This window comes from Streptomyces sp. NPDC052701 (assembly GCF_040678355.1).
Lineage (GTDB): Bacteria > Actinomycetota > Actinomycetes > Streptomycetales > Streptomycetaceae > Streptomyces.
On record NZ_JBFATO010000046.1, the window covers coordinates 1 to 24,955 of the forward strand.

Genomic DNA, 24,955 nt, shown 5'->3' on the forward strand with positions numbered 1-24,955 from the left:
CCCCACCGCGCAGCGCGGTGGGGCGGCCGGTGGCGCGGTCTCAGGAGCGGGCGGGTTCGGTGGGGGGCGGGGAGGGGAAGCGCAGGGTCAGCACGAGCAGGGCCGCCAGGAGCGCCACGGCGCCCGCGGTCAGGTAGCCGACGTGGTAGCCGGTGAGGCGGTCCGCGCCGCTCTCCCCGCCGGTGGCGGCCGCGACGGCGACCAGCACGGCCACGCCCACGCTGCTGCCCACCTGCTGGGCCGTCACGTTCACGGCCCCGGCGACACCGTGCCGGTGGGCGGGCAGGCCCTCCAGCGTCGCGGCCGTCATCGCCCCGAAGCCGATGCCCTGGCCCACGCTCATGACCGCGACGCCGGGGAACATGTGGATCCAGTAGGAGCCGTCCTGCGGGGTCAGGGCCCACAGGGCGACCCCCGCGCCGATCAGGCCGAGACTGGCCGCCATGAGGGCCTTGTAGTGGGCGGGCGTGATGATCCGCCCGGTGAGGTGGGAGCTGACGATCACGATCACCCCCATGGGCACCACCGCGAGCGAGGACTCGAAGGGCGAGTAGCCGAGCATGTCCTGCATGTACAGGGGCGCGAAGAAGAGCAGCCCGCTGACGCCGGTGTAGTAGGCGGCACCGGTCACGGTCGCGGCCTTGACCGGGTTGCTGCGGAAGATCTGCAGCGGGAGCAGGGGGTCGGGCGTGCGCTGTTCCCGGACGACGAAGCCCAGCAGGCTCACGGCCGCCAGCACCAGCGCGGCCAGTGTCTGCGGCTCGCCCCAGCCGTGGTCGCTGCCGCTGGTGACGCCGTACACCGTCAGCCCGAGGCCCACGGTCACGAGCAGCGCGCCGGGCAGGTCGAGGGAGCTGGGCTGCGGGGCGTCCCGGGGCAGCAGCAGCCGTACGACGCTGAGCACCAGGCCGGCCGCCACCACGCTGACGACGAACACCGAACGCCAGCCGAACAGGTCGGTGAGCAGCCCGCCCGCGACCAGCCCGGCGCTGAAGCTGCTCGCCCCGGTCGCGGCGTACACGGCCAGTGCCCGGTTGCGCTGCGGGCCCTCCGGGAAGATCTGGCTGAGCAGCGCCAGCGACGCCGGGCCCGACAGCGCCGCTCCCACTCCCTGCAAGGCGCGCGCGACGATCAGCACGGGCAGGGAGGGTGCCAGGGCCGCGCCGAGGGAGGCGACGGCGAACAGCGCGATGCCGAGCGCGAAGATCCGCCGGCGTCCGATGATGTCCGCCGCGCGGCCGCCCAGCAGCAGCACGCCGGCGAAGGTGATGGCGTAGGCGGTCATGGTCCACTGCAGCGTGGTGCCCGAGGCCGAGAAGCGCTCGCCGATCGAGGGCAGCGCGGAGTTGATCACGGCCACGCCGCTGACGTCGAGGGCGAGGGCGGCGGCCAGCAGGACCAGCGCCCATGTGCGTCGGCGGCCGGCCGCCCGCTCGTCGTCGTGGACGCGCGGGGGCACGTCCGCTCGCACGGCTTCCTGGGGTGCCATGCGGCCTCCTTTCGTCGGTCGTTCGAAGGTGGTGAACGGTGGTGGATGGTGGTGAACGGTGGTGAAGAGGGGTGAAGGGTGGTGAGGAGGGGTGAAGGGCGGTGAAGGGATCGAAGGCGGGTGGGGGCGTGTGCACGACGGACTCCCGGCGCTCCTGGGGCGGCACCGGGAGTGGGCGGGCGGGCCGCGGCGCTACTGGGTCACGGGCGTGACCACCAGGGACGGCACCGCCAGGTGAGCGGGCTGCCGGGTGACGTAGAGGATGGCGTCGGCGACCTCGTCGGGGCTCAGTGCCCGGTGCTCCTCGTGGAAGCCGTCGAGCATCTCCTGCGGCAGGTGCCGCCCGACCTCGGTGGAGGCCAGGCCCGGGCGCAGGTCCGTGACCCGGATGCCGTCGGCCAGCAGCTCCGAGCGCAGCGTGGCCGAGAGGGCGCTGACCGCGGCCTTGGTGGCGTTGTAGACGGCGAAGCCGGGCGCGAACATCGTGTTGCCCGCGATGGAGGACACGTTGACGATGTCCGCCCGGTGTCCGGACCGGGCCGCCGCCGTGAGGGCGGGCAGGAAGGCGGCCGTGGTGTGCAGGACGCCGAGGACGTTGGTGTCCACCATGGCCCGCCACTGGTCGGCGCGCCGGTCCGCGACCGGCGAGGCGTGCATCACCCCGGCGTTGTTGACCAGCAGGTCGACGGTGCCGATCTCCTGCGCCACGCGGCGGGCGGCGAGCTCCAGGTCGTCGGGGGAGGCGACGTCGCAGACCACGGGCACGGCGGTGCCGCCGTCGGCCGTGATCTCCCGCGCCACCGCCTCGACCGCCCCGGTGCGGCGCGCCAGCAGGGCGACGGCGGCTCCGGCACGGGCGAGCCGGCGCGCGGTCGCGGCGCCGATGCCGCTGGAGGCACCGGTGACCACCGCGGTGCGGGCGGTCGCCGGTGCCCGGTCGCGCCGGGGGCTCGGCGCGGTCTGCGGGGAAAGAGAGGACATGCGGACTCCCTCGGGGGGTCGGGGGTCGTCGGACGGGCGGGGACCGGGCGGGCGGGGCCCCCCCCCCCCGGGGGGCCCCCCCCCCCCCGCGGGGGGGGGGGCGGCGGGGGGGGGGCGCGGCGGCGCGCGGGGCCGGGGCACCGCGCCGGCGGTGCCCCGGCCGCCCGCGGGGGCGGGGGTGCGGACCCGGGGTCAGCTCGCCGGGGCGAGCCGGCGGGCCAGCGGGTGCCCGGTCCCGAAGGTCGCGACGGCGATGTCGTACGGGGTCTTGCCGTCGTGGCCGAGCAGGTCGGTGCGCGCCCCGGCGTCGACGAGGACCTGGGCGCAGTCCTCGTAGCCGTGCCACAGGGCGTCGTGCAGGGGCGAGTAGCCGTTGGTGGCGCCCTGGTAGTCGAGGTCGGTGCCGGGGGCGTCGACCAGGAGCCGGGTGATGCCGGTGTGCCCGTTGTAGACGGCCTTGTGCAGCGGTACCGCGCCGAAGGTCGGCTCGGTGGCGTTGACGTCGGCCCCGGCCGCGAGCAGTTCCCGGACGATCTCCTCGTGGCCGTCGCGGCAGGCCACCAGCAGGGGCGTGTGCGCGTCGTTGAAGCCGTTGACGACCGGGAAGCGCCGGTCGACCTCGGCGCCCGCGCGCAGCTCCGCCCGCACGGCGTCGGTGTCCCCGGCCGACACGGCCGCCATGAGCCGCTGTTCGGCGGTCTCCCGCTCGTCGTGCGCCGTACGCTCCTTCAGCAGCCGTTCGGCCTCCAGGAGCTGCTCCTTGCCGCGGGTGTTGACGTTGAGCTCGTACTCGAAGTGCCGGCGCATGGAGAAGCCGTAGTGGGTGGACAGCTCCACGCCCGCGTTCTCGGACAGCAGGTATCCGGCGATGTCCGGCCACTTGTACCAGAGGGCGTCCATCAGCGGGGTGTGGCCGGTGGTGGCGGCCACCGCGTCCACGAACGCCCCGGCCTCCACCAGGACCTTCACCGTCTCCAGGTCGCCGCCCTGGACGGCCTTGTGCAGCGCGGTGCCGCCGGCCCGGCTGTCGGTGGTGAACACGTCGCCGCCGGCCGCGATCAGGTCCCGGACGATCTCGGCGGCCCCCATGCCCGCGGCCGTCTGCAGGATCGTCAGGCCCGTGGCGGGGTCGCGCCGGTTGGCGTCGCCGCCGTAGCCGAGCAGTCCCCGCACCTCCGCGGCGTCGCGGGCGCGCACCGCGTCCAGCAGCCGCTCGTCCAGGTCCGCCTTGAACGCGGCGACCTCACCGTCGGGGTCGAAGAACACCTTCCAGTGGATGATCTGCCCCTGGTCGTCGAGTTCCAGCCGGTGGCTGTCCTCGATCTCGAAGGGGACCTTGGTGCGCGTGTGGAACGCCTTGGTGTAGATGCGCGCGTACGCCACCGTGCCCTCGGCGACCAGTTCGCGCAGTTCGTACTCGACGACCTCGGTCTCCTCCGCCCGGACGCGGAACGCCTCCGCGACCGCGTCCCGGCCGACGTGCTCCCCGAGGTAGCCGATGATCGCGTTCCACTCGTCCTTGGGCAGTTCGAAGACGATCGCCGGCGACAGCGTCGAGATGATCTTCTCGAGGTCGCCGCGGCCGATCGCGTCGAACCACTCCTGCAGCACCTCGCGGGTGCGCTGGGTGTCCGTGCGCTGTGTGTCCGTGCCCAGTGCCATGCCTGATGCCTCCGTGATGTGTGGGGTGCGCCCCGGTGTGCCGGCGGGTGTCACGCCAGCCGCTGCGACACCGGCGCCAGCCGGAAGGTGCGGTGGAAGAAGGCGTCCGCGGCCGGCTGGTCCTGCGCGAAGTTGGTGGCCTCGACGACCCGGCCGTTCTCGATGCGCCAGACGAGGACCCAGGTCATGTCGACGTCCCCGCCGTCGCCGGTCTCGCTCCAGCCGCGGTGCACGTCGACCACGTAGTTCTCGTCGGCCCCGAAGTACAGGCGGTCCGCCTTGAACTTGGCCTGGCCGAGCCGGTCGAAGAAGGCGATGACCTCGTCCACGCCCTCGTGGGTGCCGGACAGCGGGTGCCGGCCGGGGATGTGCCACCGGATGTCGGGAGAGAGGATCTCGTTGCGCATGGTGTCCAGGTCGTAGGCGGCGTAGGCCTGGAAGAACCGGTCGACCAGCGCCTTGTTCCGCTCGGCGACCAGTGCCGCCGTGTCCGCCGCGCCCCTGGCGTCCGTCGCGTTCGTCGTGTGGGTGGTGTCGGTCATGATGTGGTCTTCTCGCTTTCCGTGAGATAGGAGGTGAGGGGCGGGGGCCCCTCGGGTACGGGTCCGTCGGGTGACGGGGCCTTCAGGCGCTGGGCCAGCGGCTCGGTGAAGCGCGCCGCCAGCGGTCCGAGGACCACCAGCAGCAGCACGTAGGCGGTGGCGAGCGGCCCCAGGGAGGGCTCGACGCCGGAGGAGACGGCGAGGCCGGCGATGACGATGGAGAACTCGCCGCGGGCCACCAGGGCGCCGCCCGCGCGCCACCGGCCCCGCTCGCCGATGCCGGCGCGCCGGGCCGCCCAGTAGCCGGTGGCCACCTTGGTCGCGACGGTCGCCGCGACCAGCACGAGCGCGGGCGCCAGCACCGGCGGGATCGTCGCGGGGTCCGTGTTCAGGCCGAAGAACACGAAGAACACCGCGGCGAACAGGTCCCGCAGCGGCATCAGCAGGTGGTGGGTGTTCTCGGCGACCTCGCCGGACAGCGCGATGCCCACCAGGAAGGCGCCGACCGCCGCCGACACCTGCAGCCGCTGCGCCACGCCCGCCACGAGCAGGGTCAGGCCGAGCACGACCAGCAGCAGCTTCTCCGGGTCGTCGCTGGAGATGAACCGGGAGATCACCCGCCCGTAGCGCACGGCGACCAGCAGCACCGTGCCCACCGCGGCGAGCGCGATGGCGAGCGTGAGCCCGCCCGCGGCCCAGCCCGCACCGGCCAGCAGCGCGGTGAGGATCGGCAGGTAGACGGCCATCGCCAGGTCCTCCAGCACCAGCACGCTGAGGATCACCGGCGTCTCGCGGTTGCCGAGCTGTCCGAGGTCGCCGAGCACCTTGGCGATGACCCCGGAGGAGGAGACCCAGGTGACCCCGGCGAGCACCACGGCGGCCACCGGGCCCCAGCCCAGCAGCAGGGCCGCCGCCGCGCCCGGCAGGGCGTTGAGCACGAAGTCGACCACGCCCGCGGGGGCGTGCACCTTCAGGTGGCCGACGAGGTCGCCCGCGGTGTACTCCAGGCCCAGCAGGAGCAGCAGCAGGACGACGCCGATCTCGGCCCCGACCTCGATGAACTCCTCGCTGCCGCCGAGCGGGACGACTCCCCCGTGCCCGAAGGCGAGCCCGGCCAGCAGGTACAGCGGGATGGGCGACAGGCGCACGCGCACGGCGAACCGGCCCAGCAGGCCGAGCGCCAGGACGACCGCGCCGAACTCCATCAGAAACACGGCGGAGTGCACGCGATCACGTCCGCTCGAGGATCTCGTGCGCGCCGTCGACGCCCTCGCGGGTGCCGATCACGATCACCGTGTCGCCGCCGCGCAGCCGGAACTCCGGCCCCGGCGAGGGGATCGCGTGCGACCGGCGCATCACCGCGACGATGGACGCCCCGGTCCTGGTGCGCATGTGGGTCTCGCCCAGGGTGCGCCCGTTCCAGTGCGAGGTCCCGGTGATCGTCACCCGTTCCGCGAGCAGCCCGAAGTCGCTGGTGTGCAGCAGGTTGGGGCTGTTGTGGTGGGGCAGCAGGGCGTCGGTGAGCGACAGGGCCTCGGCGCCGGTCAGCTTCATCGACAGGCCGCAGGAGTCGGGGTCGTCGTCGTGGTGCACGTTGAGGGTGCGGCTGCCGTCGCGGTGCGCGATGACCGACAGGGTGTCGTGCCGCCGGGTGGTGAGCTCGTACTGCACCCCTATCCCGGGCAGCGGGGTGGTCCTCAGACGCGGAGCGGGCACGGTGGTCTCCTTCTCGTCGCTCACGAGGGGCTCTGGGGCCGCAGCCACACGGCCCCCAGCGGGGGCAGCGTGAGGGAGGCGCTCGCCGGGAGGCCCTGGAGCGGCTCCTCCTCGGCGCGCACCGGCCCGCGGTTGACCACCGCGCTGCCGCCGTAGGCGCCGTCGTCGGTGTTGAGCACCTCAACCCAGTCGCCGGCGTGCGGCAGGGCGAGCCGGAAGCCGTGGCGGACGGCGGGCCGGAAGTTGAAGACGCACACGAGCGTCTCGCCCGACTCCCCGTACCGGACGAAGGAGTAGAGGTCGTCCTGTGCCGCGTCGGCGTCGATCCAGGCGAAGCCCTCGGGCCGGGTGTCCCGGCTCCACAGCGCCGGGTCGGCGAGGTAGACCCGGTTCAGGTCGCGGACCAGGTCGCGCAGCTGCGCGTGCGGGGCGTGGCGCAGGACCGACCAGTCCGGGCCGGTGTCGTGGGACCACTCGCTGTCCTGTGCGAACTCCTGCCCCATGAACAGTAGTTGCTTGCCGGGGTGGGCCCAGGTGAAGGCCAGGTAGGCGCGCAGGTTGGCCAGTTGCTGCCAGCGGTCGCCGGGCATCTTCGCCAGCAGCGAGCCCTTGCCGTGGACCACCTCGTCGTGCGAGAGCGGCAGCAGGTGGTTCTCGGCGTACGCGTACACCATCGCGAAGGTCATGGCGTGGTGGTGGTACTGCCGGTGCACGGGGTCCTTCGCCATGTACGACAGGGAGTCGTGCATCCAGCCCATGTTCCACTTCAGGCCGAAGCCGAGCCCGCCCTCGTCGGTGCGCCGGGTCACGCCGTCCCAGGCGGTGGACTCCTCGGCGATGGTCACCGCGCCCGGGCAGCGCCGCGGCACGGTGGCGTTGACCTCCTGGAGGAACTCCACCGCCTCCAGGTGCTCCCGGCCACCGTAGGCGTTGGGCAGCCACTGGCCCTCGGCGCGCGAGTAGTCGAGGTAGAGCATGGAGGCGACCGCGTCCACCCGCAGGCCGTCGACGTGGAACTCCTCGCACCAGTACAGGGCGTTGGCCACCAGGAAGTTGCGCACCTCGGCGCGCCCGTAGTCGAAGACCAGGGTGCCCCAGTCGGGGTGTTCGCCGCGGCGCGGGTCCGGGTGCTCGTACAGCGGGGTGCCGTCGAAGCGGGCCAGCGCCCAGTCGTCCCGCGGGAAGTGGGCCGGCACCCAGTCCACGATCACGCCGATGCCGGCCTGGTGCAGCGCGTCCACCAGGTACCGGAAGTCGTCGGGGGTGCCCAGGCGGGAGGAGGGCGCGTAGTAGGAGGTGACCTGGTAGCCCCAGGAGCCGCCGAAGGGGTGCTCGGCGACCGGCAGGAACTCCACGTGGGTGAAGCCCAGCGCCTTGACGTACCCGGGCAGTTCCCGGGCCAGCTCCCGGTAGCCGAGCCCCGGGCGCCAGGAGCCCAGGTGCAGTTCGTACACGCTCATCGGCTCGCGGTGCGCGGCGAAGGAGGCGCGCTCGGCCATCCAGGCCGCGTCGCCCCAGCGGTGCCGGGGGGTGAAGACGACCGAGGCGGTGCCGGGCGCGGGCTCGGCGCGGGTGGCCAGCGGGTCGGCCTTCTGCACCCAGCGCCCGTCCGGCGTGAGGATCTCGTACTTGTAGCGGCAGCCCTCGCCGACGCCGGGCACGAACAGTTCCCACACGCCGCAGGCGCCCAGCGAGCGCATCGGGTGCGCCCGGCCGTCCCACAGGTTGAAGTCGCCGACCAGGCGCACCGCGCGCGCGTTGGGCGCCCACACCGCGAAGGCGGTGCCGGCCGAGCGGCCCCGGCCCGTCTCGTGCTCGCGGACGTTCGCGCCGAGCACCCGCCACAGCTCCTCGTGCCGGCCCTCCCGGATCAGGTGCAGGTCCAGCTCGCCGAGCGTGGGCGGGAAGCGGTACGGGTCGTCGTACTCGTGGACGTGGCCGCCGTAGCCGGCGGACACCCGGTAGTCGGGCACGGTGCGCCCCGGCAGCAGTCCGGAGAAGACGCCCTCGCCCTCGTGCCGCAACTCCAGCAGCGGGCGGCCCGCGGGGTCGGTGATCCGTACGGCGTCGGCGAGGGGCCGCAGCACCCGCCAGACGACGCCGTCCCCGGCCGGGTGCGGTCCGAGCAGGGCGTGCGGGTCGCTCGTCTCGCCGGTGGCGAGCCGCTTGAGGTCGGTGGCGGCCAGGGCCGGCAGGTGGGGTGCGGTGGTCACGACTGCGGGTTCCCGTCCGTGAGGATGTGGGCCACGTGCTGCCGCGGGTCCAGGCGTACGTAGTTGTCCCGGCCCCAGCGCCAGCTCTGGCCGGACAGCGCGTCGTGGACCTCGAAGGTGTCGGAGCGGTCCAGGCCGAGGGCGGGCAGGTCGAGGGAGACCGTCGCCTCGCGCACGCCGTGCGGGTCGAGGTTGAGGACGACCAGGACCCAGTCGGTGTCGTCCCGCTTGGAGAAACAGACCACCGCGTCGTTGTCGGTGCGGTGGAAGCGCAGGTTGCGCAGCCGGTGCAGGGCCGGGTGGACGCGGCGCAGCTCGTTGAGGGTGCGCACCAGCGGGGCGAGCGAGTCGCCGGCCGCCTCGCGCCCCTCCCAGTCGCGGGGCCGGTAGCGGTACTTCTCCGAGTCCAGGTACTCCTCGCTGCCCGGCCCGGCGGGCACGTTCTCGTACAGCTCGTACCCGGCGTACATCCCCCAGGACGGCCCGGCCGTGGCGGCCAGTACGGCACGCACCGCGAAGGCCGGGCGGCCGCCGTACTGGAGGTAGGCGTGCAGGATGTCGGGCGTGTTCACGAAGAGGTTGGGACGCAGGTAGGCGGCGGACTCCTCGCCGCCCAGGCCGGCCAGCTCCGACAGGTAGGACTCCACCTCCTGCTTGGAGTTGCGCCAGGTGAAGTAGGTGTACGACTGGTGGAAGCCGACCCGGGCCAGGGTGTGCAGCATCGCCGGACGGGTGAACGCCTCGGCGAGGAACAGCACGTCGGGGTCGGTGGCGTGGACGGCCTCGATCAGCCGCTCCCAGAAGCCGACCGGCTTGGTGTGCGGGTTGTCGACGCGGAAGATGCGCACCCCGTGCGCCATCCAGTGCCGCAGGATCCGCAGGCACTCCTCGTGCAGCCCGTCGGGGTCGGCGTCGAAGTCGACCGGGTAGATGTCCTGGTACTTCTTCGGCGGGTTCTCGGCGTACGCGATGGATCCGTCGGCGCGGTGCCGGAACCACTCGGGGTGCTCCGTCACCCACGGGTGGTCCGGCGAGCACTGCAGGGCGAAGTCGAGGGCGACCTCCAGGCCCAGTTCGGCGGCGCGGCCCACGAAGTGGTCGAAGTCCTCCAGCGTGCCCAGGTCGGGGTGGATCGCGTCGTGTCCGCCGGCCGGCGAGCCGATCGCCCACGGTGAGCCCGGGTCGTGCGGGCCCGCGACGAGCGTGTTGCCGGCGCCCTTGCGGTGGGTGGTGCCGATGGGGTGCACCGGAGGCAGGTACACCACGTCGAAGCCCATGCCGGCGACGGCCTCCAGGCGTTTGGCGGCGGTGCGCAGGGTGCCCGAGCGCGGCGGGGTGAGCACCCCGTCGGCGCCCGGCCCGTCGGGCACCACCGCGCCCTCGGAGCGCGGGAACAGCTCGTACCAGGCGCCGTACAGCGCCCGCTCGCGGTCCACGCGCAGCGGTAACTCCCGCGACCGCGTGACCAGTTCGCGCAGCGGGCGGGCGGTCAGCAGCGCGGTCACCAGCGGGTCGCGGGCCGCGGCCAGCCGCTCCTGCGGTGTCAGCCGGTCGTCGCACAGGTGCCGGGCGGCGGTGAGCAGGGGCACGCCCTCGCGCGGGGTGAAGGCGTCCGCGGCGCGCTCCAGCAGCAGCGCGCCCTCCAGCAGCACCAGATCCACGTCGATGCCGGCCGGCACCTTGATGTCGGCGGTGTGCCGCCAGGTGGCGACCGGGTCGGCCCAGGCCTCGACCCGGAACGTCCAGTCGCCCTCGCGGTCGGCGCGCACCTCGGCCGCGTACCGGTCGGTGCCGGGGGCGAGCAGCCGCATCGGGGTCCACTCGCCCTCGGTGCCGTCGGGGGCGGTCAGGACGACGTTCGCGGCGACCGCGTCGTGGCCCTCGCGGAACACGGTCGCCGAGACCTGGAAGGCCTCGCCCGGCACCGCCCGGGCGGGCCGGCGTCCGCCGTCGACCTCGGGACGCACGTCCACCACGGGGATGCGTCCCACGGTCGGCGCGAACCGTCCTGCGGCGGGCTTCTCCTGCATCACATGCCTCCTCGCACCCGGGTGCGATCGCTTGAAGTGGGGATCAACGGCGGATGGCGGTGGTGCCGTTGCTGACGTCGGAGATGATCCGGCGGTAGCCCGACACCAGCGGGTGGTGCGGATAGGCCGTGCAGAACAGCCGCTCCCCCGCGAGCGAGACCATCTCCGGGGCGTACGGCAGGACGGCCGAGACCCTGGTGGCGTACGCCTGCTCGACCTCGCCGTGCAGGCGGGCGTCCACCGTGCCGTCCGGCGCCATGTTCACGGCCACGGTCAGCCGGGCGCCGCCCAGGCGGCCCGCCAGCGACACGGTCTCCCGGGCCCCGGCGAGGTCGAGCCGGTCGGCGCGGGTGACCACGACCACGGCGTCGGAGCTGGCGATGGCCGTCACCGTCTCGTTGTTGAAGCCGGCGTGGGTGTCGAGCAGCAGCACGTCCAGGGCGAGGGAGTCGATGAGCCGGTCGAAGCCCTCGCGCAGCAGCCCCACGTCGTACCCGCGGCCCAGGACCTCCGCCGCGGCCGCGGACCGGCTGCGGGCGGGCACCAGGAAGAAGCCGTCGTGTCCGGCGTCGCCGTCCGCCGGGCACACCGCGTCCTCGATCTCGCAGCGGCCGATCAGGTAGTCGGTCAGCGAGCGGCGGACCTGCGGGGCGGCACGGCCGAACATCACGTCCAGGGCGGGCGTGTGGATGTCGGTGTCCACCAGTGCCACCCGGTGGCCCGAGGCCGCGAGCAGCAGCCCCAGGTTGGCGGCCGTGCTGGACTTGCCGGTGCCTCCCCGATAGGAGTGCACGGTGATGATCTGCGACATGGTCTCCACCCGGTGGCTGGGGGTCGGATCCGCCGGCTCGGCGGCTGGTCAGTGGGTGCGCGCTCCGGGCGGGCGCCAGTGGACGGCCATCATGGTGATGTCGTCGGACTGCTCGGCCGGCCCCACGAACTCGCTGAGCGCGCCGTCCATGTGGTCGAGCAGTTCCTCGCCGCGCACGGCGGCCTCGGTCAGCTGCCGGACCATCTCCTCCTCCCCGAAGAACTGCCCCCCGGCCGACCGGGCCTCGGTGACGCCGTCGGTGTAGATGAACAGCGTGTCGCCGGGGTCGACACGGGCGTAGCCGAGAGAGAAGTCGACGTCGGGGATGACACCGACGGCGGGCCCGGTGGGTTCGAGCAGCACCGGGTCGGCGCCGCTCGCGCTCAGCAGGACCGGCGGGTTGTGTCCCCCGTTGATGTAGACCAGGTTGCCGGTGGCCGGGTCCAGGACGCCGAAGAACATCGTGGCGAAGTAGCCCTGCCTGATGTGGTTGCGGGTGAGGTAGTTGTTGGTGCCGGCCACCGCGTTCAGCAGCGGGGTCGCCCCCACCACGGGGATGGCCCGGCTGTGTTCGGCCCAGCCGGCCTCCTCCCCCATCAGCTCGGCGGCGATCAGGCTCTGCAGTCCGCTCTGCTCGGCGGTGTGGCGCAGCAGCGACCGGATCAGCGCCATGAACAGCGCGGCCCCGACGCCCTTGTCGCAGACGTCGGCCACCACCATGGCCAGCCGCCGCCGGTTGACGATCTCGAACACGTCGTAGAAGTCGCCGGCGACCGTGCGGGCCGGGCGGAAGCGCACGTGGATCTCCCAGTCCTCGGGGCTGGGCAGGGTGTCGGGCAGGAAACCCGTCTGGATCTCCCGGCCGATCTCCAGCTCCCGTTCGTAGCTGAGCAGTTCCGCGTGCGCGGTGACGTCCTCCATCGTCTGGCTGATCCGGGCGCGCTCGTGGCAGTCCCGCAGCCGGGCGCGCACCAGGTCGGGGTGGAAGGGCGGCACCAGGTAGTCGGCGCCCGCGTGCACGTGGTGGCCCAGCAGATGCAGGTCGCGTTCCGCGAACGCCACCACGGACGGCCGCTGTCCCTCGTCGTCGAGGCGGCGGGCCACCGCCCGCACGGTGTGCGGCGCCAGCCCCGCGTACGCCAGGAGCACGGTCACCCGGGGCAGCCGGCCCGGCGTGGTGGCGAGCACCTCGCCGGGGCTGCGCACGTGCACCTGCGCGCCCACCCGCTCCAGGGCGTTGCGCAGTTCAGGAGGCACGCTGTGATGCTCGTCCAGAACCAGCACCTTCGTCTGCGCCATCTCCGCCTCGTCTACTCCGTCTGCCCGTTCGCTGCGCCCGGCGTGTCCGGCTCGGCGCGGCGCAGCATCACGAGCGTGCTGACATTGCGGCCCGCGACCAGCTCGTACGCGAAGACGTCCACCGCGGTGAAGGCGAGGTAGACGCCCAGGCCCCCGATCCGCCGCTCGGCGAGCGGCTGGTCGAGCTCGGGCGGCCGCAGGCCCTGCCGGGGGTCAAAGGCTGGCGCGTCGTCCTGGAAGCGGACCCACACCTGGTCGGGGTCGATCCCGCCGTCCACCGTGATCTCCCCGGGCGCGCCCCGGTAGCCGTGCATGACGATGTTCGTCGCCAGCTCGTCCGCGGCCAGGCGCAGCCGGTACAGGGCGCTGGAGGGCAGCGCGGCGCGCTGCCCGAGGTCGAGGACGAACGTCGCGACCCGCTCCAGCGCGCCGAGCGCCGCGGGGATCCTGATCACGGTCAGGGCCGCCGGACCGGCGGCGGCGGCGCCGACGCCGCCGGCGGGCGGCGCGCCGCGCGTGATCCCGGCGGGGGCCGGCCTGTAGTCGAACGCCATGGGACGGTTCGCCCCCTCACGCGTCGACGAGGTGGATGCTGTGGTCGAAGCCGGCCAGACGTATCGTCCGGGCGACCGGCGCGGGCGCCCCGACGACGGCGATGCGCACGTCGTCGCCCATCTTCTGGCGGGCGAAGACCAGGGAGCGCAGGCCCGCGCTGGACAGGTAGGAGAGCTGCCCGGCACGGATCACCAGCTCGACGGCGCCCGCGGCGGCGGCCTCGTCGATGGTGTCGTGGAACCGGCCGGCGGTCGCGGCGTCGAGTTCGCCGCTGAGGTCGATGGTGGCGATCCGGTCGGTGACCCTCAGCCTGACGTCGAAAGACATGGTGGGCTCTCCTTCTGCGTAGCCGTGTGTGCGTCGCGGTGCGTGCGGGGCGTCTCGTCGTGGGGCGGCCGGCCGCCGGCGGGCGGCGGTCAGCCCGGGCCGGTGGCGCGGCCCACGAGGATCACCACGGAGTGCGGGCCCAGGCGGTAGCGGTCCCCGTGCTCCAGCGGCGGTTCGGCGCCCGGCGGGTGGGCGGCGGCCCGGGAGGTGTCCGCGAACAGGTGCCAGGCCTCGCCCTCGGCCAGCCGCGGCAGTTCCAGGTCGTGCGCCTCCCAGTGCGCGTTGACCGCGATGTACACGTTGTCGTCGGGGACGGTGCCGTCCTTGGCGTGCCGGCCGCAGCGCATCAGCGCCAGCACCCGGCAGTGGCTCGACCAGTCGGGCGACCACGCCTGGACGCCGTGCCAGCTCAGGTCGGGGTAGCCGCTGCCCACCCGGTCGGCGCCGGTCGGGTGCCCGGCGCTGCGCAGCACCGGGTGGGCGTGCCGGAAGGCGATCAGGGCGCGCGTGAACTCCAGGAGTTCGGTGTTGGCCGCCGGGCCGTCGGCGAGCCCCCAGTCGAACCAGGACAGCTCGTTGTCCTGGCAGTAGGTGTTGTTGTTGCCGAGCTGGGTGCGGCCCACCTCGTCGCCGGCCAGCAGCATCGGCACGCCCTGGCTGGTGAGCAGGATCGCCAGCATGTTCTTCATCTGGCGCAGCCGCAGCGCGCGCACGTGCGCGGAGGAGGCGGGGCCCTCCTCGCCGCAGTTCCAGGAGTGGTTGTCGTCGGCCCCGTCGCCGTTGCCCTCGCCGTTGGCCTCGTTGTGCTTGTCGTTGTAGGAGACCAGGTCGTGCAGGGTGAAGCCGTCGTGCGCGGTGACGAAGTTGACCGAGGCGCTGGAGGTGCGGCCCTGGTAGAGGTCGGGCGAGCCCGCCATGCGGGTGGCCAGTTCGCCCACCAGGCCCGGGTCGCCCTTGACGAACCGCCGCACGGTGTCGCGGAACTTGCCGTTCCACTCCGACCAGCGGCCGTAGTTGGGGAAGTTGCCGACCTGGTAGAGGCCGGCCGCGTCCCACGCCTCGGCGATGAGCTTGGTGTGCCGCAGCACCGGGTCGTGGGCGAGCTGCTCCAGCAGCGGCGGGTTGGGCAGCGGCGTGCCGTCCGGGGCCCGGTCCAGGATCGCCGCGAGGTCGAAGCGGAACCCGTCGACGTGGTATTCGGACACCCAGTAGCGCAGGCAGGACAGCACGAAGTCGCGCACCACCGGGTGGTTGCAGTTGACCGTGTTGCCGGTGCCGCTGAAGTTGTAGTACTCGCCGCGCGGCGTGAGCATGTAGTACGTCGCGTTGTCCAGGCCGCGGAACGAGATGGTCGGGCCCCGCTCGTTGCCCTCGGCGGTGTGGTTGAACACCACGTCCAGGACGACCTCGATCCCCGCCCTGTGCAGCTCCTTGACGAGCGACTTGAACTCGTCGGCCTGCATCCCGAAGCGGCCGGTGGCCGCGTAGCCCGCCTTGGGCGCGAAGAACGAGACGGTGTTGTAGCCCCAGTAGTTGTACAGCCGCCGCCCGGTGACCGGGTCGGTGCGCGGGTTGTCCAGCTCGTCGAACTCGAAGACCGGCAGCAGCTCCACGCAGTTGACGCCGAGCTCCCTCAGGTACGGGATCTTCTCGCGCAGGCCGGCGTAGGTGCCCGGCGCCGACACCCCGGAGGAGGGGTGCCGGGTGAAGCCGCGCACGTGCGTCTCGTAGATCACGAGGTCCTCGGTGGGGATGCGCAGCGGAGTGTCGTCCCCCCAGTCGAAGTCGTCGTCGGGGATCCGCGCGCGGTAGGGGTAGACGTCGTCCCAGTCCGGTTCCGCGCCCCACACGTCACGGCCCGAGACGAGCCGGGCGTAGGGGTCGCTGAGCACCTTGGAGGGGTCGAACCGGTCGCCCGACGCCGGGTCGAAGGGACCGTCGGCGCGGAAGCCGTACTCCAGGTTCTCGGCGTCCAGCCCGAACACCGTCATCGCGTACACGCTGCCGATGCGGAACTCGGGCGGGAAGGGCAGCTCCGCGACGGGCTCCCCGGCGCCGCGTTCGAACAGCACCAGGCTCATCGAGGTGGCCCGGTCGGAGTACACCGAGAAGTTGATCCCGCCCGGCACCCGGTGCGCGCCGTACGGGAAGGGCCGTCCCGCGCGCACCCGGTGGCCGGCGATCCGCCGGGTCGGGTAGCCGTCGACGCGCTCGCGCATGTCCTGGACGGTCATCGGCCCGCGCGTTCCAGTGCGGAGTCCAGGTCGTCGGCCACCTCGAAGAAGTCCAGGAAGCCGGTCGCGGACATCACGAAGCGCACCTCCTCGGACAGGCCGACCAGGGTCACCCGGGCCTGGAGCTGCTGGGCCCGGCGGTGCACGATGAGCAGGGTGCGCAGGCCCGCGCTGGAGATGTAGCTGACGCCGCTCAGGTCGACCAGGACCCTTCCCTCCTGGCCGATGAACGGCAGCAGCTGCGCCTGCAGTCCGCCGGAGGTGGTGGAGTTGATCTCCCCCTCCAGCGCGATCACGCAGGTGGGGCCTTCCATGCGGGACGTGAGCTTGACGGTCATCCCGTCACCTCCGTGGGGGAGTCGGGGGCGAGGCGGACCCTGACCTTGACCCGGCCCGAGGTCTCGGGCAGGCGTACGGTCAGCGCCTCGGCGTCGAAGTCGGTGTGCGGCTCGCCGTCGATCTCCACGCTCTGGACGCGGACCGATCCGGCCGGCAGCAGGTCCGGCGCGACGCGCAGCACGCGGTCGGGCAGCAGCGCCGGGTCGGGCTTGAACCAGAAGTCCATCGCCCGGCCGTTGATCAGCAGGTTGTTGTAGACGGCGGCGAGGTAGCACAGCTCGGCCGAGTGGTACATCGACATCGAGTGGCTGCCCTTGAGCCGCTCCACGCCGAGCAGGTACGGCAGCCCGTTGGCCAGGGTGTTGAAGTAGACGGCGCCCTCGTCGTGGTCGAGGAAGAAGGCGTTGTAGAACGACTCGGCGGCGCGGGCCTCGGTGCGGAAGTCCTCGCGGCCGGTGATGCCGTGCAGGATGAGGTAGGCCAGGATCGCCTGCTCCTGCTGCCACCAGGCCTTGCGGTCGTGCCAGGCGAACCGGAAGACGTCCTCGCCGTCGGCCCTCAGCCGCTCGACCACGTCGTACCAGCCGCCGCGCTGCCGGTCGCTGCCCACCGCGGGCATGGTCTCGCCGATGCCGGCGGCCAGCTCCAGGTAGTCGTCCTTGGGACGCAGCGCGTGCATCCGCATCAGGTTCCAGGCGATCTTCAGGTTGTGGCCGACGACCGCGCGGTTCTGCTGCCAGCCGTGGGTGGTGTCGTGCGACCAGTCCTTGTGGAAGCGCTCCTGGACGAACGGGCTGTGCCCGGGGTCCGGGAAGCGGGTGACGATCGTGTCGAAGGTGTACTCCAGCATGTCGGCGTACGCCTTCTCGCCGGTCGCCAGGTACAGGTTGATCAGGTAGGCCGGGGCGTGGTCGCCGACGGAGTTCCAGTTCTTGCGCGCCCGGTTGGGGCCCAGCGACTCGTGCTCCGGGCTGAGCAGGATCGGGTCGATGTGCGAGAAGTAGCCGCCGTGCTCGGGGTCCAGGTAGAAGCGGTCGAACAGCCGGATGGTGGCGTCGGCGTCCGCCTTGATGCGCGGGTCGCCGGTGATCCGGTAGGTCTGGACCGGGCCGGCCAGGGCGTAGATCTGCTCGTACGCCGGCAGCGCGTCGTAGTCGTCGGAGAACTCCGAGGTGAACAGCTTGGTCTCGGTCTCGCCGTCGACCTTCAGGCCGTGGTACCAGTACACGACGTTCTCGTCGGTGTCCACGAAGCGCATGTGCTCGCGCAGGTACTCGGTGCCGCGCTCGGCGACCTCCAGGTACTCGTCCTCGCCGGTGAGCAGGAACGCCGAGGCCATGCCGTACACCAGCCGGGAGATGGTGTCGGTCTCCTGCACGTGGCTGGCGGTCTTGTCGCCGCTGAGCCGTATCTCGGTGCGGTACGCGGAGAAGTCGACCGGGCCGTCGCCGAACTGGGCCCTGCGGTAGAAGGCGGCGATCTCGCGGATCTGCCGGACCCACCAGCCGCCCTCCTCGAAGCGGTAGTCGTCGGCGTCCCGCCCGACGAAGACCAGCCGCTTCGCTTCGAACCGCAGGCCTTCTCCCTTGGGGTAGAAGATGCCGTACGCCAGCAGGTAGCGGCCCGGGGTGAGCAGGTCGTCGATGTGGCCCGAGGCGTCCTGGTAGGGCTCGCCCAGGTTGTGCAGCAGCTCCGCGCCGGGGCCGCCGTCCAGGGAGATGTCGAAGGAACGGCCGTCGGCCGTGGCGACGGTGACCTCGCGCGAGGCCCCGTCGAAGCGGGTGACACGACCCGCGATGGTGTCGGAGAAGGTGAAGTTCACGGTGCCGGGGTTGTTGGTCATCTCTCACGCCCCTCGCAGCACGAGCTCGTCGATGATGGTCCTGGCGAACAGATGGCAGTGGTCGCCCGTGCGCGCCGTCACCAGGTCGCCGTCCACGACGACGTCCTGGTCGACGTAGTTCGCGCCCATGTTGCGCACGTCGCCGATGAGGTTGTTGTGGCACACGACCTTGCGGCCGCGGACCACGTAGGGGATCGAGGAGGCCAGCCACATGCCGTGGCAGATGATCCCCTTGAGGGTCCCGGAGCGGGCGAACGCCCGGCGCAGCAGGTCGGTGGCGGGCGCCAGCCGCTCGATGTCCTCGGTGTAGCGCAGCCGGTCGGCGACCATGCCGGAGGGCACGATCAGCGCGGCGTACTCGCCCAGCCGGCGGTCGTCCACGTCCTCCAGGCTGCCGGTGACGGTCAGCGGCGCCCGGTACTCGTGGCCGGTGAAGGTGATCGCCCGGTTGCCCCACAGCCGGGTGAGGAAGTCGACCTGGGCGCCCTCCTCGGCGAACCGGCGCTGGTAGTAGGCGATCTCGGGCTCGTAGAAGTCGCTCTCGGCGAGGACCGCTATCCGGCGGCCGGAGAGCGCTCCCTCGCGGGACGGTGTCCCGGTCATGGCTCAGGCCCCCTCGGTGGTGCGCAGGTCGACGAGGAACGGCTGGTCGTCGGCGAGCATCCGCTTGACGGCGTCGGCGACCTGCCCCGGCTCGTCGACCCGGACGCCGTCCACGCCGAAGCCGCGGGCGATCTCGGTGAAGCCCAGCTCGGGGTGGGACAGGTCGAAGGGCGAGGGGTGGTCGTGCAGGGGGACGCCGCGCTCGCGCCAGTACTGCTCGATGTTCAGGTCGAGCAGCTTGTAGCTGCGGTTGTTGCAGATCACGAACTTGGCGCCCACGTTGTGCCGTACGGCCGTGTACAGCGCCTGGAAGGTGTACATCGAGCCGCCGTCGCCGGTGAAGCCGATCACGGTCTTGTCGGGGTGGGCGAGCTTGATGCCGATGGCGCCCGGGATGCCCACGCCCAGGGAGCCCCCGCGGGTGGAGAACCAGTGGCCGGGGATCCGGCCGGGCAGGTGGGCGTTGAGCGGGCCGGCCGCGGTCAGCGCCTCGTCGAACACCATCACGTCCTCGGGCACCTGGTCGGCCAGTTCCCGCAGGAACGCGCTGAGCAGCGAGCCGTCGTCGGCCGGCCGCTGCGGCTGCTCGGCGCGGCGCCGCTGGAGACGGCGGGCGGCCCGCGCGCGGTCGGCGTCGGTGAGGGTGTCCTCCAGCCGCCCGGACAGCGCGGCCAGTGTCGCCTTCGGGTCGGCGACCAGGCCGAGGGTGACCGGGTGGTTCTTGGCGATCTCGTAGCCGTCGAGGTCGATGTGGACGATCCGCGCGTCCGGCCGGAAGGGGGTGCCGAGCTCCGGGAAGACCTCGGGGAACACGTACGTCCCCACGATCAGCACGGCGTCCGCGTCCCTCACCCTGCCGGTGCTGACCTCGCCGAACATGTGGCCCAGCTGGCCGCGGTAGAGGGGGTGCCGGGCGTCCAGGTTGACCTCGGAGAAGTCGACGCCCCACACGTCGGCGCCCAGCTGCTCGGCCACCCGCGCCAGTTCCGCCTGCCCGCCGGAGGCCGAGACCCCGTCGCCCACCAGGACGATCGGGTTCTCGGCGCCGGCCAGCAGCCGCGCGGCCTGCTCCACGAGCGAGGGCACCGGCAGCGACTCGGTGCGCAGGAACGTGCTCGGCACCACCGGTTCGGGGGTGACCGCGTCCAGGACGTCCAGCGGGAGGGCGACGAAGACCGGGCCGCGCGGCGGGGTCATCGCGATCTTCATGGCGCGGCGCAGCACCCGCAGGACCGAGTGGGGGTCGGTCACCCGGGTCGCGTACTTGGTCACCGGCGCGGCCATGGCGACCAGGTCGGCCGCCATCTGCGCGTCCATCGCCTCGTACTTGACGCCCGCCTCACCGGCGATGACGACGAGCGGCGAGTGGCCGCGCTTCGCCTGGTAGAGCATGCCGACGGCGTTGCCGAGGCCGACACCGCTGTGCAGCTGCAGCAGGGCGGGGCGGCCGGTCGCGCGGGCGTAGCCGTCCGCGATGCCGGCGGCGACCGTCTCCTGCAGCGTCAGGACGTACTGGAGCTCGTCGTAGTCCTCCAGCGCGTCCAGAAATCCCTGCTCGACCGTTCCTGGATTGCCGAACATGTACGGAATTCCATCGGCGATGAACTGCTCGATGATCGCCGCATTGCCCTGCCTGGCCATGGTCTTCCTTCTCTCACTGAGAATCGGGGAGTTTCTCCCGGCCGTCACCAGCCGTAGCGGCGCAGCCCGTCTTCGAGGACCTCGACGATCTTCTCGCCGGTCAGGTAGGAATCCGGCGTGGAACGGCCCGTGATGAACGGGTAGTCCACGATGACCGAGGTCTCCTTGCCGAAGTTGCCGTGGTAGCGGCCCTCGGGGCCGGTGGCGTCGCGCAGGATGTACTCCAGCGGGTACGGCGGCGGGCCGATCACGAAGTCGGTGCCCAGGAAGCCGGTGCCGTCCTTGTAGTCGTACTCCTTGCAGTGCCCGGTGACGTGCTTGCCCCAGATGATCGACCTGCGGTCCTCCCAGTCGCGGGCGAAGGCGAGCGGGGCCACGCCGTAGCACTCGGCCGCGATCGGCCGGCCGGCCCGCAGGAAGGCCAGGATGATCTCGTGCACCCGCTCGTTGTTGGCGAGGTCCACGATCGGGCCCGAGCCGCCGACGATCAGCAGGGCGTCGTACTCCTCCAGCTCCTGTGCCACCACGTCGAGCGCGCGGTGGTACGCCTCCAGCTTGCGCAGGTAGTCGTCCTCGGAGGTGTAGGGCCGCTCGGGGACCCAGGCCGAGATGTCGATCGGGTCGTCCAGCCGGTCGGAGGCGTCGATCTCCCGGGTGAGCCGCGCGACCTCCTGGGAGGTGACGGAGCGGCCCAGCGGCGGGTCGAGGTACGCGGGGTCCATCGACGGCGGCAGCGCGTGCGCGCGCTTGCCGGTCGCAGTGGCGAACACCACCTCGTAGCCGCGCTGGTCGAAGTGGTGCAGGGGCCCGACGAGCTCCTCGCCCCAGTAGCCGTACTCCGACAGAATCACGAGGATCTTCTTGGCGTTCCTTCTGGCCACGCCTGCTCCTTCGGTAATCGGTGCGGGGTGGGCGGCCGGGCGCCGGGACGGAAGGGGCCGGCGCCACGGCCACCTGAGCGGGGGGATCAGCGGGCCTCGGGGCCGATGATCCAGTTCTCCTTCACGGCGAGCGAGAAGACGTACCTGGGGTCCGCGATCTCGTCCCGGGCCGCCTTGACCTGCTCGGTGAAGTACGGGGAGCGCAGCGCCTCCTGGAGGGCGGCGACGTCGTCGAACCACAGCTGCTCGACGGAGTCGAAGGCCGCCTCGCCGAAGACGTAGGCGCCGTCGCGGGTGTGCGCGTGCAGGTAGCGGCGCAGCCCGGGGACCTCCCTGACCACCGAGGCGTAGCCGTCCAGGCTGCGCTTGCGGTAGTCGTCCAGGTCGAGCCCGGGGCGGCGCTTCATCAGGACGGTGAGCTTGGCCTGGTCCCCGTCGCGGCTCGGCGGCGGGCCGGGGACGATCTCGTGGGCCGTGGCGTCGACGACGATCGTCATCCAGAACGCCGCCCAGTTGGGCTCGTCGGGCCGGGCGCCGTTGAGGAACTCGTCGCTCTGCAGGGAGGCGAGCTGCTCCTCGTCGTTCGCCAGCCAGATCTCCGCGATGCCCTGGTGCGGCAGGGCCGGGGTGCCGAGGTTGCCCTCGACGTCGACGACGGTGTCGACCATGTACTTCCGGATCTGCGGAATCTTGGCGGCGTACCGCACGGCGTGCACATTCACCCAGTAATCCTGGAATTCCTGTGCGGTCATACCCGGCTTGGGTGCCGCCAGAATGAACTGGTGGATCATCGAATTCTCTCCTGTTCCACGGCGGTCCGGACTCGGAAAATCGTGTCAATGAGGGGTCACTGCGGGCAAAGAAATCCGGGCGACTTCCTGACCTGTGGCCGTGTCAGGCCGCCGTGGGGCGTTCGTCGACCAGCCGCCGGACGGCGGCCAGGGGTATGGGGAGCCAGTCGGGGCGGTTGCGGGCCTCGTACACCGCCTCGTAGACCGCCTTGTCGGCCTCGAAGGCGCGCAGCAGGCCGGGGCTGCACCGGGGGTCCGGTCCGCCCGCCTCCGCGTAACCCGCCGTGAAGGCACGCCGGTTGTGCACGGTCCAGGCCGCGGCCCGCCGTGCCGGGCGGCCGGAGCGCGGCCCCTGCCCGCCCGGTGCGCCGCCGAGCACCTCGGACAGGGCGTGATGGGCCGCGTAGTCGAACGACCGCAGCATGGCCGCCACATCGCGCACCGCCGGCTGCAGCCGCCGGCGCTCGTGCAGCGGGTGGCCCGGTTCGCCCTCGAAGTCGATGAGCACCCAGCCGTGTGGCGCGCGCAGCACCTGGCCGAGGTGCAGGTCGCCGTGGACGCGCTGGACGAGGAGCCGGTGCCCGCGTCCCACCAGGCCGGGCACGTCCTGGTGCAGCTCGCGCAGCCGGCGGGCGAACGGCAGCAGTGCGGGCACCTCGCGGACGGCCGACTCCAGCCGGCCGGTCAGCTCGGCGGCCAGTCCGGCGGCCTCGTGCACGGCCAGCTCGCGGCTGTCGAGCTGCTGCGCCAGCGCCGTGTGCACCTCGGCGGTGGCCCGGCCCAGCGCGCGGGACTCCGCGGCGAAGGCGCCGAGCGGCACCACCGACGCGCACTCGCCCGTGATGCACCGGGCCGCCTCCGCCGTGGCCAGGGACCAGCCGTCGCCCCGGGACGGCACGAACTCCTGGAGCAGGGCGAGCGTGGTGCGGCCCGCCGGGAACGCGTCGGAGGTCTGCATCCAGGCCAGCGGCCGGGCGCTCGGCACGTCACCGGCCCGCTGCAGGGCGGTGAGCAGCTCCAGTTCCGGGTGCGGTCCCGGGACCAGGCGGCGCAGCACCTTGAGCATCAGGCGGTCGCCGAAGGCCACCGAGGTGTTGGACTGCTCCGCGGTCAGCACCCGGGCCGGCAGTCCGGGCGGCAGGTCCGCGCCCGGCACCCGGTGGCACTCCACGAGCCCGTCGGCGTCCTCGGCGGCCAGGTGCGCCAGCAGCCGGGACATCAGCTCCGGGTCCGCGGTGGCCTCGTAGAACAGCAGGCCGGAGCCGTCGGGTGCGGTGGCCCGGCCGACGACCGGGGCGCCGGCCGGTGCCGCCGCGGTCCGGGCGACGCCGACGAGGAGCTGGTACCACTCCTCGTGCCCGGGCCGCCCGGTCCGCACCACCAGGTGCAGCAGGGCGGGATCGCCCGGGTGCAGCACGTCGACGAGGACCGGTTCGACGAGCGGGGCCGACTGCCCCTTGCCCGCGAACCAGCGGCGCCCGGCGAGCCAGTCCGGCAGCAGCGGCCGCAGCCGGCCGGTGAGTTCGGACACGTCGGTCATGGGGGCGGGCGCGCTCATGCGACCGGCACCTTCTCCCGGGGCGCCCGCGGGGCCGGGGCCTTGACGGGTGCGGCGGAGCGCGTGAGCGCGTGCACCGTGTGCGCCACGGAGACCATGGTCATGTGGTGGTGCCAGCCGCGGAACGAGCGGCCCTCGAAGTCGCGGGCGCCCAGCGGGTCGGTGACGGCGGCCTGGTCGCGCTCGACGCGCCGGGACAGCATCGCGGTGCGGTACACGGTCCCCAGCTGGGCCCGCGACAGGTTGGACAGCCAGTACTCGCCGGGGGTGCGGCGGTCGCGCCGGGTCCACGCGCCGAGCAGGACCAGCTCCTGCCGCTCGGTGGGCGGGGTGGGCCCCGACCGCCGCCGCAGCCGTACCCGGGTGGCGCCGACGGAGGTGGCCCGGACGGTGTCCGTGGTGTGGTCGTACCACTCGACGGGCATGCAGGTCCTGCTGAGGGCGGAGGTCAGCGCGTCGGCGGGGCCGGCGTGGTCACCGGCCGGCGGCCGCACCGGCTCCGGCAGCGCGAAGCGGGTGGCGGGGTCGATGCGCACGACGAACGGGATCTGCCGCGCGTTCAGCTCCGCGCAGACGGCGTACGGGTCGGCGTTGCGCAGATCCATCACCACGGGCCTGCCGGGCAGCTCCCACTCCGAGGACATGCGGGCGACCGAGCCGATCGCGCACTGCTCGGGCGGACAGGGCGCGACGTGCTCCGGGATCGAGGCGCGTTCCCGCCGCTGCGGGTGGTCCGTCCAGCACTCGGGCAGCGCGAGCCGCCAGTCCACCGGGCAGCCGCCCTGCTCGGAGACGAGCCAGACCCCGACGGCCTGCTGGCAGTTGACGATCCGTCCGATGTGCGGCACCCACTGCCGCTCCACCCCGACGGAGTGCTCGCCGACCTTGGTGATGACCAGCGGGTGCACCACCCAGGCGCGCGGACCGAGCCGGTCCGTGATCAGCCGGGCCATCTCCCGGCGGACCGGGCCGTTGCGCCAGGTGGACTTGGTGATGAACTGGTAGAGGCTCTGCTCCACGCTGTTGCCGGCGCCGTTCGCCAGGGCACGCATCGTCTTCTTCCCCGCGACCGTGAGCAGACCCCGCGCGTACAGTTCGCCCCGGCGGCGCTGGTCGCTGCGCGGGATCGACTCCAGTGCCCGGGAGAGAACCTCGGAGAAGATTCCCTCGGACGCTGCGTCGGGCGGGTTCCGCCGGTGTTCCACGGACATGGTGGGCCTCTCTGGAGGTCGAGGTTCTTTCTCGCCGCGGCGGCGGAGTCGGTGCGTGGTGTCCCGGTGTGCGGGCACACCGGGACACCACCCGGAAGGGCGGTGGGCCTTTCCGGGAGGCGGATCTCCGGTCGCGGTGCGGGGCCGTTTCCGGCGCGTGGGGGCGGCTTTCCGGCGGGCGGCGGCCGCCCGTTCGCGGGGAGCGCCCGCTTTTCCGTCGCGGCCCGGC

The 24,955-nt window shown here is 72.8% G+C and carries 21 protein-coding genes; all 21 read right to left on the reverse strand.

Annotated features, from left to right (window positions below; all coding sequences use genetic code 11):
* Positions 1–40 precede the first annotated feature (40 nt).
* Complete coding sequence (locus AB0L29_RS32280) at positions 41–1,489, reverse strand: MFS transporter (protein WP_365832318.1); 1,449 nt, start codon at positions 1,487–1,489, stop codon at positions 41–43.
* A gap of 192 nt (positions 1,490–1,681) precedes the next feature.
* A complete protein-coding gene (locus AB0L29_RS32285) occupies positions 1,682–2,470 on the reverse strand; it encodes an SDR family oxidoreductase (RefSeq protein WP_365832320.1) in 789 nt (262 codons plus the stop codon).
* Between the two features lie 192 nt (positions 2,471–2,662).
* Entirely contained in the window at positions 2,663–4,132 is a 1,470-nt protein-coding gene (locus AB0L29_RS32290; protein ID WP_365832322.1) for an ankyrin repeat domain-containing protein, read from the reverse strand.
* 50 nt (positions 4,133–4,182) lie between these two features.
* The gene (locus AB0L29_RS32295; protein WP_365832324.1) at positions 4,183–4,674 is read right to left on the reverse strand and encodes a nuclear transport factor 2 family protein; all 492 of its coding nucleotides are present in this window, start codon (positions 4,672–4,674) and stop codon (positions 4,183–4,185) included.
* Complete coding sequence (locus tag AB0L29_RS32300) at positions 4,671–5,900, reverse strand: cation:proton antiporter (protein ID WP_365832326.1); 1,230 nt, start codon at positions 5,898–5,900, stop codon at positions 4,671–4,673. Before AB0L29_RS32300 ends, AB0L29_RS32295 begins: the two co-directional genes overlap by 4 nt.
* Before the next feature lie 4 nt (positions 5,901–5,904).
* A complete protein-coding gene (locus AB0L29_RS32305; protein ID WP_365832327.1) occupies positions 5,905–6,390 on the reverse strand; it encodes a TrkA C-terminal domain-containing protein in 486 nt (161 codons plus the stop codon).
* Between the two features lie 20 nt (positions 6,391–6,410).
* Entirely contained in the window at positions 6,411–8,603 is a 2,193-nt protein-coding gene (glgB, locus tag AB0L29_RS32310) for a 1,4-alpha-glucan branching protein GlgB (protein ID WP_365832329.1), read from the reverse strand.
* Positions 8,600–10,633, reverse strand: coding sequence for an alpha-1,4-glucan--maltose-1-phosphate maltosyltransferase (locus AB0L29_RS32315; protein WP_365832331.1), 2,034 nt, complete (start codon positions 10,631–10,633; stop codon positions 8,600–8,602). The genes glgB and AB0L29_RS32315 overlap by 4 nt, the downstream gene beginning before the upstream one ends.
* Positions 10,634–10,676: 43 nt before the next feature.
* The gene (locus AB0L29_RS32320; protein WP_365832333.1) at positions 10,677–11,444 is read right to left on the reverse strand and encodes a MinD/ParA family protein; all 768 of its coding nucleotides are present in this window, start codon (positions 11,442–11,444) and stop codon (positions 10,677–10,679) included.
* Positions 11,445–11,492: 48 nt separating this feature from the next.
* Positions 11,493–12,743, reverse strand: coding sequence for a SpoIIE family protein phosphatase (locus AB0L29_RS32325; protein ID WP_365832335.1), 1,251 nt, complete (start codon positions 12,741–12,743; stop codon positions 11,493–11,495).
* Positions 12,744–12,754: 11 nt separating this feature from the next.
* Positions 12,755–13,297, reverse strand: a complete 543-nt coding sequence (locus tag AB0L29_RS32330; protein WP_365832337.1) for an ATP-binding protein — start codon at positions 13,295–13,297, stop codon at positions 12,755–12,757.
* A 16-nt stretch (positions 13,298–13,313) separates the two neighbouring features.
* A complete protein-coding gene (locus AB0L29_RS32335) occupies positions 13,314–13,625 on the reverse strand; it encodes an anti-sigma factor antagonist (RefSeq protein ID WP_365832339.1) in 312 nt (103 codons plus the stop codon).
* Between the two features lie 89 nt (positions 13,626–13,714).
* A complete protein-coding gene (glgX, locus tag AB0L29_RS32340; protein ID WP_365832341.1) occupies positions 13,715–15,859 on the reverse strand; it encodes a glycogen debranching protein GlgX in 2,145 nt (714 codons plus the stop codon).
* On the reverse strand, positions 15,856–16,197 hold the full coding sequence (locus tag AB0L29_RS32345) for an STAS domain-containing protein (RefSeq protein WP_365832343.1): 342 nt from the start codon (positions 16,195–16,197) through the stop codon (positions 15,856–15,858). The genes glgX and AB0L29_RS32345 overlap by 4 nt, the downstream gene beginning before the upstream one ends.
* Complete coding sequence (locus AB0L29_RS32350; RefSeq protein ID WP_365832345.1) at positions 16,194–18,041, reverse strand: AGE family epimerase/isomerase; 1,848 nt, start codon at positions 18,039–18,041, stop codon at positions 16,194–16,196. The genes AB0L29_RS32345 and AB0L29_RS32350 overlap by 4 nt, the downstream gene beginning before the upstream one ends.
* 3 nt (positions 18,042–18,044) lie before the next feature.
* On the reverse strand, positions 18,045–18,644 hold the full coding sequence (locus tag AB0L29_RS32355; protein ID WP_365832347.1) for a DJ-1/PfpI family protein: 600 nt from the start codon (positions 18,642–18,644) through the stop codon (positions 18,045–18,047).
* Between the two features lie 3 nt (positions 18,645–18,647).
* Positions 18,648–20,285: a thiamine pyrophosphate-binding protein gene (locus AB0L29_RS32360; RefSeq protein WP_365832349.1), complete on the reverse strand. Its 1,638-nt coding sequence runs from the start codon at positions 20,283–20,285 to the stop codon at positions 18,648–18,650.
* A gap of 44 nt (positions 20,286–20,329) precedes the next feature.
* Positions 20,330–21,166, reverse strand: a complete 837-nt coding sequence (locus AB0L29_RS32365) for a type 1 glutamine amidotransferase domain-containing protein (RefSeq protein ID WP_365832351.1) — start codon at positions 21,164–21,166, stop codon at positions 20,330–20,332.
* 86 nt (positions 21,167–21,252) lie between these two features.
* Positions 21,253–21,957, reverse strand: coding sequence for an EthD domain-containing protein (locus tag AB0L29_RS32370; RefSeq protein WP_365832353.1), 705 nt, complete (start codon positions 21,955–21,957; stop codon positions 21,253–21,255).
* A gap of 103 nt (positions 21,958–22,060) precedes the next feature.
* Entirely contained in the window at positions 22,061–23,515 is a 1,455-nt protein-coding gene (locus AB0L29_RS32375) for a maltokinase (protein ID WP_365832355.1), read from the reverse strand.
* Positions 23,512–24,726, reverse strand: a complete 1,215-nt coding sequence (locus AB0L29_RS32380; RefSeq protein WP_365832357.1) for a transposase — start codon at positions 24,724–24,726, stop codon at positions 23,512–23,514. The genes AB0L29_RS32375 and AB0L29_RS32380 overlap by 4 nt, the downstream gene beginning before the upstream one ends.
* Positions 24,727–24,955: the final 229 nt, after the last annotated feature.

Bases quoted from the DNA above. Each gene is read 5' to 3' on its own strand.
- AB0L29_RS32280 (WP_365832318.1), bottom strand. From the start codon at position 1,489: ATGGCACCCCAGGAAGCCGTGCGAGCGGACGTGCCCCCGCGCGTCCAC.
- AB0L29_RS32285 (WP_365832320.1), bottom strand. From the start codon at position 2,470: ATGTCCTCTCTTTCCCCGCAGACCGCGCCGAGCCCCCGGCGCGACCGG.
- AB0L29_RS32290 (WP_365832322.1), bottom strand. From the start codon at position 4,132: ATGGCACTGGGCACGGACACACAGCGCACGGACACCCAGCGCACCCGC.
- AB0L29_RS32295 (WP_365832324.1), bottom strand. From the start codon at position 4,674: ATGACCGACACCACCCACACGACGAACGCGACGGACGCCAGGGGCGCG.
- AB0L29_RS32315 (WP_365832331.1), bottom strand. From the start codon at position 10,633: ATGCAGGAGAAGCCCGCCGCAGGACGGTTCGCGCCGACCGTGGGACGC.
- AB0L29_RS32320 (WP_365832333.1), bottom strand. From the start codon at position 11,444: ATGTCGCAGATCATCACCGTGCACTCCTATCGGGGAGGCACCGGCAAG.
- AB0L29_RS32325 (WP_365832335.1), bottom strand. From the start codon at position 12,743: ATGGCGCAGACGAAGGTGCTGGTTCTGGACGAGCATCACAGCGTGCCT.
- AB0L29_RS32330 (WP_365832337.1), bottom strand. From the start codon at position 13,297: ATGGCGTTCGACTACAGGCCGGCCCCCGCCGGGATCACGCGCGGCGCG.
- AB0L29_RS32335 (WP_365832339.1), bottom strand. From the start codon at position 13,625: ATGTCTTTCGACGTCAGGCTGAGGGTCACCGACCGGATCGCCACCATC.
- glgX (WP_365832341.1), bottom strand. From the start codon at position 15,859: ATGACCGTCCAGGACATGCGCGAGCGCGTCGACGGCTACCCGACCCGG.
- AB0L29_RS32345 (WP_365832343.1), bottom strand. From the start codon at position 16,197: ATGACCGTCAAGCTCACGTCCCGCATGGAAGGCCCCACCTGCGTGATC.
- AB0L29_RS32350 (WP_365832345.1), bottom strand. From the start codon at position 18,041: ATGACCAACAACCCCGGCACCGTGAACTTCACCTTCTCCGACACCATC.
- AB0L29_RS32355 (WP_365832347.1), bottom strand. From the start codon at position 18,644: ATGACCGGGACACCGTCCCGCGAGGGAGCGCTCTCCGGCCGCCGGATA.
- AB0L29_RS32360 (WP_365832349.1), bottom strand. From the start codon at position 20,285: ATGGCCAGGCAGGGCAATGCGGCGATCATCGAGCAGTTCATCGCCGAT.
- AB0L29_RS32370 (WP_365832353.1), bottom strand. From the start codon at position 21,957: ATGATCCACCAGTTCATTCTGGCGGCACCCAAGCCGGGTATGACCGCA.
- AB0L29_RS32375 (WP_365832355.1), bottom strand. From the start codon at position 23,515: ATGAGCGCGCCCGCCCCCATGACCGACGTGTCCGAACTCACCGGCCGG.
- AB0L29_RS32380 (WP_365832357.1), bottom strand. From the start codon at position 24,726: ATGTCCGTGGAACACCGGCGGAACCCGCCCGACGCAGCGTCCGAGGGA.